Origin of the sequence: Wenzhouxiangella sp. XN79A, from assembly GCF_012272825.1 — a bacterium.
In the GTDB taxonomy this organism is placed as follows: domain Bacteria; phylum Pseudomonadota; class Gammaproteobacteria; order Xanthomonadales; family Wenzhouxiangellaceae.
Genome location: NZ_JAAWWS010000011.1, coordinates 1 through 240, shown reverse-complemented (window position 1 = coordinate 240; position 240 = coordinate 1). Strand labels below are relative to the sequence as shown.

Sequence of the window (240 nt, the reverse complement as noted above, 5' to 3'; positions counted from 1 at the left end):
CAGTCCATGCGGCGGTCTCGCGGTCCAACGGACCGCCGATCAGGGCAGCCTGGTCCTTACAATTCGAGTTTCGGAGAGGTGGCAGAGTGGTCGAATGCGGCGGTCTCGAAAACCGTTAACCGGTAACCCCGGTTCGAGGGTTCGAATCCCTCCCTCTCCGCCATCAACAAAAAACACCCCGCCCTGCGCGGGGTTTTTTTGTTGATCGGGGAGTGGGGACCACGGATGAGAACCCGGGTT

The 240-nt window shown here is 60.4% G+C and carries 1 tRNA gene; it reads left to right on the top strand.

The window, feature by feature from the left end:
* The first annotated feature begins 72 nt into the window (after positions 1–72).
* A tRNA-Ser gene (locus tag HFP89_RS00005) sits at positions 73–163 on the top strand.
* The last annotated feature ends 77 nt before the right edge of the window (positions 164–240 follow it).